8 protein-coding genes are annotated in these 7388 nt (G+C 73.5%); 4 read left to right on the top strand and 4 right to left on the bottom strand.

Features of this window, described 5'->3' with window-relative positions:
* Window positions 1–104 precede the first annotated feature (104 nt).
* Window positions 105–689 carry a TetR/AcrR family transcriptional regulator gene (locus LO763_RS25760; RefSeq protein ID WP_230790732.1) on the bottom strand — a complete coding sequence of 195 codons (585 nt, stop codon included), beginning with the start codon at window positions 687–689 and terminating at the stop codon, window positions 105–107.
* Window positions 690–778: 89 nt separating this feature from the next.
* Between LO763_RS25760 and LO763_RS25755 the strand changes: the two genes are divergently transcribed.
* On the top strand, window positions 779–1219 hold the full coding sequence (locus tag LO763_RS25755; protein WP_230790731.1) for a VOC family protein: 441 nt from the start codon (window positions 779–781) through the stop codon (window positions 1217–1219).
* 18 nt (window positions 1220–1237) lie between these two features.
* On the opposite strand, the gene LO763_RS25750 is transcribed toward LO763_RS25755, so the two are convergent.
* Together LO763_RS25750 and LO763_RS25745 are read right to left on the bottom strand one after the other, a co-directional pair.
* On the bottom strand, window positions 1238–2695 hold the full coding sequence (locus LO763_RS25750; protein WP_230790729.1) for a glycosyltransferase family 39 protein: 1458 nt from the start codon (window positions 2693–2695) through the stop codon (window positions 1238–1240).
* Window positions 2696–2792: 97 nt separating this feature from the next.
* Window positions 2793–3248, bottom strand: coding sequence for a MarR family winged helix-turn-helix transcriptional regulator (locus LO763_RS25745; RefSeq protein ID WP_230790727.1), 456 nt, complete (start codon window positions 3246–3248; stop codon window positions 2793–2795).
* A 93-nt stretch (window positions 3249–3341) separates the two neighbouring features.
* On the opposite strand from LO763_RS25745, the gene LO763_RS25740 reads away from it, so the two are divergent.
* A complete protein-coding gene (locus LO763_RS25740; RefSeq protein ID WP_230790724.1) occupies window positions 3342–3773 on the top strand; it encodes an SgcJ/EcaC family oxidoreductase in 432 nt (143 codons plus the stop codon).
* A 53-nt stretch (window positions 3774–3826) separates the two neighbouring features.
* Here LO763_RS25740 and LO763_RS25735 read toward each other — a convergent pair whose 3' ends face one another.
* Window positions 3827–4738 carry an NmrA family NAD(P)-binding protein gene (locus tag LO763_RS25735; protein ID WP_230790722.1) on the bottom strand — a complete coding sequence of 304 codons (912 nt, stop codon included), beginning with the start codon at window positions 4736–4738 and terminating at the stop codon, window positions 3827–3829.
* Window positions 4739–4848: 110 nt separating this feature from the next.
* On the opposite strand from LO763_RS25735, the gene LO763_RS25730 reads away from it, so the two are divergent.
* Both LO763_RS25730 and LO763_RS25725 read left to right on the top strand, forming a co-directional pair.
* The gene (locus LO763_RS25730; protein ID WP_230790718.1) at window positions 4849–5592 is read left to right on the top strand and encodes a TetR/AcrR family transcriptional regulator; all 744 of its coding nucleotides are present in this window, start codon (window positions 4849–4851) and stop codon (window positions 5590–5592) included.
* 127 nt (window positions 5593–5719) lie between these two features.
* A complete protein-coding gene (locus LO763_RS25725) occupies window positions 5720–7387 on the top strand; it encodes a glycoside hydrolase family 2 protein (RefSeq protein WP_230790716.1) in 1668 nt (555 codons plus the stop codon).
* Window position 7388: the final 1 nt, after the last annotated feature.

Genomic DNA, 7388 nt, shown 5'->3' with positions numbered 1-7388 from the left:
CGGGCCCCCCGGCCCGGGCCCGCGCCCGTTTCTCGCCGCCGTACCCTCGGCCCGCTGAGGGGGCACCGCGGCCGAGGCGCAGCGCCGCGCCCGCTCGACCCGGCTCAGTCGCGCAGCCCGCCGAGGAGCCGGTCCAGGGCCCGCTCGGTGGCCGCGAGCGCCTCCGGGTCCTCCGACCGCGCCAGCCACAGGGCCGCCTCGTTCATCGCCCCCGACAGGAGCCGCGCCAGCGGCTCCACCGGCTGCTCCGCGATGACCCCCGCCTCCACCAGGGACCGGAGCGCGTCGTGGAGGTGCCGCGCCGAGGCGTCCTCGTCCATCGCCCGCCACTCGTCCCACCCGAGCACCGTGGGCGCGTCCACCAGCAGGATCCGGCGCACGGCCGGGTCGGCCCCGGCCGCCAGGAACGCCCGGCACCCGGCCCGCAGCCGCTCCCACGGCGCCCCGAACCGGTCGGCCTCGCGGGCGACGCGCCCGCCCAGCTCCTCCTGCACCTCGGCGACCACCGCCCGGAACAGCCCCTGCTTGCTGCCGAAGTGGTGGTAGGCCGCCCCTTTGGTGACCCCGGCGGCCTGCGCGACCTCGGCGAGCACCACCTCGTGGTACCCCTCCGCGGCGAACCGCCGCCGTCCCTCCGCCAGCAGCGCCCGCCGCGTCGCCGCCCGCTGCCCGCTCCTCGTCCCCGCCATGCGCCCTCGCTTTCACATACCCGGGGTATGCTAACATCGTTTTCACATACCCGAGGTATGTGAAATCCTTCGACACAGAGGAGACCGCCATGGCGACCCGACTCAACGGCTTCTACCCGGTCATCGCCACCGAGGACGTCGCCGCCGCGCACGACTTCTACGCGCGCCACTTCGGCTTCGCGGCCACCTTCACCGCCGACTGGTACGTGAGCCTCCACCGCCCCGACGCGCCGCAGTACGAACTCGCCCTCCTCGACAGCGCCCATCCGACCGTCCCCGAAGGGCACCGCGCGCCCCTCAAGGGCGGGCTGCTCCTCAACTTCGAGGTCGAGGACGTCGACGCCGAGCACCGCCGCCTCGTCGGCGAGGCGGGCCTGCGGGAGCTGCTGCCGCTGCGCACCGAGGACTTCGGCCAGCGCCACTTCATCGTCGCGGCCCCCGACGGCGTCATGGTCGACGTCATCACCGCGGTCCCCGCGGAAGGCGCGTACGCCGAGCAGTACGCCCCCGGCCATGAGCCGGGGGCGTAGCGCGAACCGGGGGCGCCGTCAGCTGTAGTGCTGGAACTCCGGCCACAGCTCGTCCCACGGCAGGGCCGGCCCCCGGCAGACGCCGACGGGCCGCCCCTGCTCCTCGTTCTCCACGCTCAGGCCGTGGTCGAGCTCGGCGACCGCCTCGCACTCGTCGAAGTGGGCCGACACGCGCTCCAGCGGCAGCCCCACGGTCACCACCACGGTCGCCGACGCGGGCGGCGGCCCGTACCGGTGGAGCTCGTTGTGGCCGCTGAAGACCGGCGGCAGGTCCTCCCCGTACCGCTCCAGCGCCCCGGCCTCGCCGTAGTTCGCCGTGACGACCGCCGCCGCTTCGGCCTCCCCCTCCGGCAGCGCCGCGACGACCTCCTCGACCTGGTCGACGTACGCCTGCCACCCGATCTGGTCGGGCACCGAGTCGTTCATGACCGGGACCGGCGTGTCCCCGACCTCGGCGGCGGGGATCAGCGGCAGCGCGACCACCGCCGAGACGGCCGCGTTCAGCGCCACGGCCGCGACCAGCAGGAGGCGCCGCCCGCGCGAGGCCGCCCACGCCGCCGCCGGGACGCACCCGGCCGCGAACAGGGCGATGAGCAGCCCGATCGGGTAGTAGAACTGCCCGCCGCCCACCAGCACGACCACCAGTAGGACGGGGTAGGCCACGGCCAGCGCCCGCACCGGCCGCCACTCGGGGCGGCGCAGCAGTGCCGCGACCCCGGCGATCCAGACCGGCACCAGGAACGTCCCCAGCAGCACGAACTGGAAGGGCAGCAGGAGGACCCGGTTCTCCGCGCCGTCGCCCTCGGCGATGGCCGAGGCCATCTCCAGCTGCGGCCAGCCGTTCACCGCCTGGTAGACCAGGTTCGGCGAGCCGATCGCGAGCGCCAGTCCCGCGCCGGTCCACAGCCACTTCGAGGCCAGCGCCCCGCGCGGGCCCACGGCCAGGAGCGCGATCCCGAGGCTCAGGAGCAGCAGCACGACCAGGTGCTTGTTGTACAGCCCGACCCCGGTGACCGCGCCGACCGCGAGCCACCACCGCGGGTCGCGCAGCAGCGCCCGCGCCGCGAACAGCAGCACCGCGGTCCACACGGCGAGGTCGACCGTGGCCGTCGACAGCAGGTGCCCGAAGGCGAGCGCGACTCCCGCGAACGCCAGCCCCCACGCGCACAGCGCCTGCGCGGCCCTCCCGCCGCCAAGTTCGCGGACGATGAGCACCGCCAGCCACAGGACGCCGACCATGCACAGCACCGACGGGACCCGCAGGGCCCACACCGAGTCCCCGAGGACCGCGACCGCGGCGCGGCCCAGCAGCGGCGTCAGCGGCGGCTGGTCGGCGTAGCCCCACGCGGGGTCGAGCATCCGGAAGTACAGCTCGTCGCGGTGGTAGTCGTAGCGGGCGTTGGTGGCGGCGAGGACCGCGGCGAGCACGAGGCTCGCCGCGGCGGGATGAAGCTTGAAGAGGGGAGGGGTGCGCATCGGCGTGCCTTCGGGCTCGGGGGCGGGATGGACGCGATCATCCCGCGGCGATCGGGTGCCGCGCAACCCGACCGGCCGTCCCGGACCGTCCCGGCCGCTACTCCGCCTCGCGGACCGCCTCGATCGCCTCGTGGAACGCGGGGGTCGCGCGCTCGAAGTGCTCGGTGAGGGTCGCGATCTCCTCGGCGGAGCACGAGACGAAGACCGCGCCGAGCTTCTCGCGGGCCGGGGCCAGGGCGTCGTCGAGGCCGATCGCGTCGGTCGCGACCGCCTCGACCAGGACCCGGCGCCGGTCGGCCGGGTCGGGGACGCGGCGCACCAGTCCGCGCTGCTCCAACCGGTCGATGAGCCGGGTGGTGGCCCCGGTGGTCAGGCCGGTCTTGGCGGCGAGTTCGCCGGAGGTCATGCGCCCGTGGAAGGCCAGCGTGCCGGTGGCGTAGAGGTCGGTGGGGCCCATGCCGACCGCCTGGGCGGTGGCGAGGCCGTGGAGGACCACGGCGTTGAGGTAGCGCGGGTAGACGGCGCCGAGCCGCTCCAGGTCGGGTCTTGACACGCCGAGTCCTCTTCCTTAAGCTAATATCTGCATAGAAGCAGATAATGTTTTGACGCAAATAATATAGGCGTCAAGCTACCAGAGGGAACCCAGATGGACACCGACCGCATCACCGCCCGCATCAAGTCGACCGTCGCGGCCTGGGCCGCCGGCGACGGCGAGGCCTACGCCGCGGGCTTCACCGCCGACGCCACCTACGTGACCTGGATCGGCACCCTCTACCGCGGCCGCGAGGAGATCGGCCGCACCCACCAGATCCTGTTCGACCGGTTCCTCAAGGGCAGCGTGCTCGTCGACGAGATCGCCGACATCCGCCTCCTCGGGCCCGACGCGGCGGTCGTCACCAGCCGCGGCGAGGTGGCCAAGCGCGGTGAGCGCCCCGCGAAGCTCACGAAGGTCCAGACCTACACCCTCGTGCGGGAGGCCGACGGCGAGTGGCGCATCGCCGCCTTCCACAACACCAAGCGCAAGGCCCTCATGGAGCGGGTCTCCTTCGCGTTCGCGCCCGAGACCGCCCCCGCGTGAACCGCGCGTCCGGCCCGGCGCCGCGGGCCGCGCCCGGCCCGCGGCGCGGGAGGCTACGCCGCGTCGATCCTTGCGAAGTACGCGTCCACCAGCGGCCTGCCGACCCCGGTCAGCCACTGCTCGAACGTGAGCAGCCCCGGGTGGAGCCTCCGCAGCGCCTCGATGTCGACCTCGATGCGGTGCTCGTTGAGGATCGCCAGCGTCTTCGCGGTGGTCGGGTCGACCTCGACGCCCTCCACCGTCGCGAGGTCCACGTAGGGCACCTCGCGGCCGACGACGCGGCCGATGAGCGCGGCCTTGTCGACCTGCGTCATGTCGTCCCCGGCCAGCTCGTACGCCTTCCCGGCGTGCGCCCCGGGGTCGGCGAAGGCGATCGCGGCGAACGCCGCGATGTCGTCGGCGGCGATGAGCGGCTCGAACACGTCCGCCCGCAGCATCGAGACCAGCGCGCCGCCCTGGAGCTCGCGCGGGGAGTCGAACGTGTTCTCCATGAACGAGCTCGGGCGCAGGAACGTGTGCGCCACGCCGCTGTCCCGGATAGCCCGCTCGGCCGCGGCCTTGCGCTGGAGCATGTCCATGTGGGGTTCGAGCGGTCCGTCGACGCCGAACGCCGAGGAGTGCACGATGTGGGCCGCTCCGGCGTCCTTCGCCGCGGCGCCGAGCTTCGCGGCCGCACGCGCCTCGTGCTCGAGGTCGTGCCCGTACGGGCCGCCCTCGTAGGCCCCGGCGTGGACGCTGAAGACGCCCCACACTCCGGCCGCCGCCTCGTCGAGCGAGCCGCGGTCGTCGAGGTCGCCGACCACGACCTCCGCCCCCGCCTCGGCCAGTGCCCTCGCCTTCGCGCTCGCGGCGTCGCGGGTCAGCGCCCGCACCCGCCGGCCCTCGGCGAGCAGGCGGGCGGCGACGGCGCCGCCCTGCCGCCCGGTCGCGCCGGTCACGAGGAAGGTCTTCTCGCTACGGGACATGAAGAGGTCCTTTCCGTTCCGGGGGTCGCCGACTACCATCGGACTCGTCGACCCGTTTCCTGAAACGGAACGATACACCCGTTTATCAGCGACCGCGAGAGGGGCACCCGTTGGCGACCGCAGTGGGGCGCGCCGAACGCGCCGACGCCCAGCGCAACCGGCAGAAGGTGCTGGAGACCGCCGACCGCCTGTTCGCCGAGCGCGGCACCGCGGTCTCCCTGGGGGAGATCGCGACCGCCGCCGGCGTCGGCGCGGGCACCGTCTACCGGCACTTCCCGACCAAGGACGCCCTGCTCGCGACGGTCCTCGACCACCGGATGCGCCAGCTCCACGAGGTCGGCCTGGCGGCGATCGAGGGCGCCGACCCCGAGGCCGCCTTCTTCGCCTACCTGCACCACATCGCCGAGCAGGCGCTGGTCAACCGGGTCATCTGCGAGACGCTGGCCTGGCGCAACGACTGGCAGGAGCCCGCGAAGGCCGACGGCCGCTGCGTGATCGACATGCCGCTGGCCGTCCTGCTCGCGCGGGCCCAGGAGGCCGGGGCCGTGCGCCGCGACCTCGACGCCGAGGACGTCCGGGCCCTGCTCGCGGGCTTCGTCGGCATGGCGGCCGCGGCGGGGACGCCCGAGCGGGCCCGCCGCCTGTCCCGCTTCCTCTGGGACGGCCTCCGAGCGGAACGAAACAAAGCGTTTCGTAACGAACCCGCGGAGCCGGGCCGGGGCCATAACGAAACGCAACGGAACTGCCCGGTCTGCGGCTCGCCCCTCCCGGCCACGGCCACCGGCCGCCCCGCCAAGTACTGCTCGGCCGCCTGCCGCCAGAAGGCGTTCCGGGACAAGCGGAAAGCGGTCTGAACCGGTCCCGCCCGGCGGGTGCTGGAAGTTTTGGCAAGCGTTCGCCTAAGATCGTTGGAACCGCTCGGCGGCTTCGTTCGACAGCACCGTTCAGCCCAGCCGCGACGACCATACGGAGGCAGCTGCCATGGCCCGACGATTCACCGAGCACGAGCACCGGCACGTCGAGGCGCTGGACGGCGTCTGGGACTTCGCCTACCTCGGCGACACCGACCCCGACGAGGTCGACCCCGCCGCGATCGCCTTCGACGACCGCATGGCCGTCCCCGGCTGCTTCGACGCCACCCCCGCCTACGCGGGCCGCCGCGGCCTGGCCGCCTACCGCACCCGCGTCCCCGTCGAGGCCGGCCGCCACCGGCTCGTCTTCGACGGCGTCCAGCACTGGTGCCGGGTCCTGTGGAACGGCGAGGCGATCCGCGACCACGCCGGCGGCTTCACCCGCTTCCACGCCGAGACCGAGGCCGAGGCGGGCACCGCCGAGATCACCGTCCTGGTCGACAACCGCTTCGGCGACCGCTCCCCGCTCCACATGGAGCACTTCGACTGGTACCACTTCGGCGGCATCTCCCGAGGCGTCGAACTCCACCGCCTCGGCGCCGCCTGGATCGACGCCGTCCGCGTCGACACCGCCTCGGTCGCCGACCGGCGCATCAGCGTGCGGATCGACTACGCCGCCGCCGCGCCGGCCTCGCTGCCGCTCGCCGTCGAGTGCGACGGCCGCACCGTCCACACCGAGCAGGTCGACCTCGACGCCGCCGGCACCCTCGCATACGAGTTCGAACTTCCTTGGGTCGCGCCGTGGTCGCCGCAGGAGCCCCGCCTCTCCACCCTCGCCGTGCGCCTCGGCGGCGACGACCGGCGCGAGCGCTTCGGCCTGCGCGAGGTCCGCACCGAACACGGCCGGATCACCGTCAACGGCGAGGCCGTCACCCTCCTGGGCGTCAACCGGCACGAGCTCCACCCGCAGTTCGGCCACGCCCAGCCCGAGGCCCTCCTGGTCGCCGACGTCCAGCAGTTGCGCGACCTCGGCTGCAACTTCGTGCGCGGCAGCCACTACCCCATGGACCCGCTGTTCCTCGACCTGTGCGACGAGTCCGGCATCCTCGTGTGGAGCGAGTCGATCGGCTGGCAGTACCCGGTCGAGCACCTCACCGACCCCGCGTTCGTCGAGGCGCAGCTCTCGCACATCGACGAGATGGTCGCCGCCGCCCGCAACCACCCCTCGGTCGTTCTGTGGGGCGTCCTCAACGAGTGCCCCAGCTGGTCCGACCAGGGCCGCCCGGTCTACGAGCGGCTGCTGGGGCGCCTGCGCGAGCTCGACCCGACCCGCCCGGTCACGTACGCGAGCCTGAACGCCTTCGACGACCGCTGCTTCGACCTGGTCGACGTCGTCTCGGTGAACACCTACCCCGGCTGGTACTTCGGCGGCATCGCCGACATCCCCGCCGAACTCGACCGCATCGCCGCCCACGTCGACGCGCTCGGGCACGCCGACAAGCCGCTCGTCATCTCCGAGATCGGCGCCGGCGCCGTGCCGGGCTGGAACGACCAGACCGGCTCGCTGTGGACCGAGGACTACCAGACCGCGCTGCTCACCACCGTGATCGACCACCTCCTGGAAGGCCAGGACCGCATCTCGGGCCTGGGCATCTGGGTCCTGGGCGACTTCGCCACCACCCAGCACCGCGAGATGGCGCTCAAGCGGCCCCGCGGCGTCAACGACAAGGGCCTCGTGGACGAGTACCGCCGCCCCAAGCAGGCCTACCGGGCCGTGCGCGAGCGGTTCCGCCGGTGAG

The organism is Glycomyces amatae (genome assembly GCF_020991375.1).
GTDB classification, from domain to species: Bacteria; Actinomycetota; Actinomycetes; order Mycobacteriales; family Micromonosporaceae; genus Glycomyces; species Glycomyces amatae.
The sequence above is the reverse complement of the archived record's forward strand: the minus strand, read 5'-3'. Positions and strand labels throughout refer to the sequence as shown.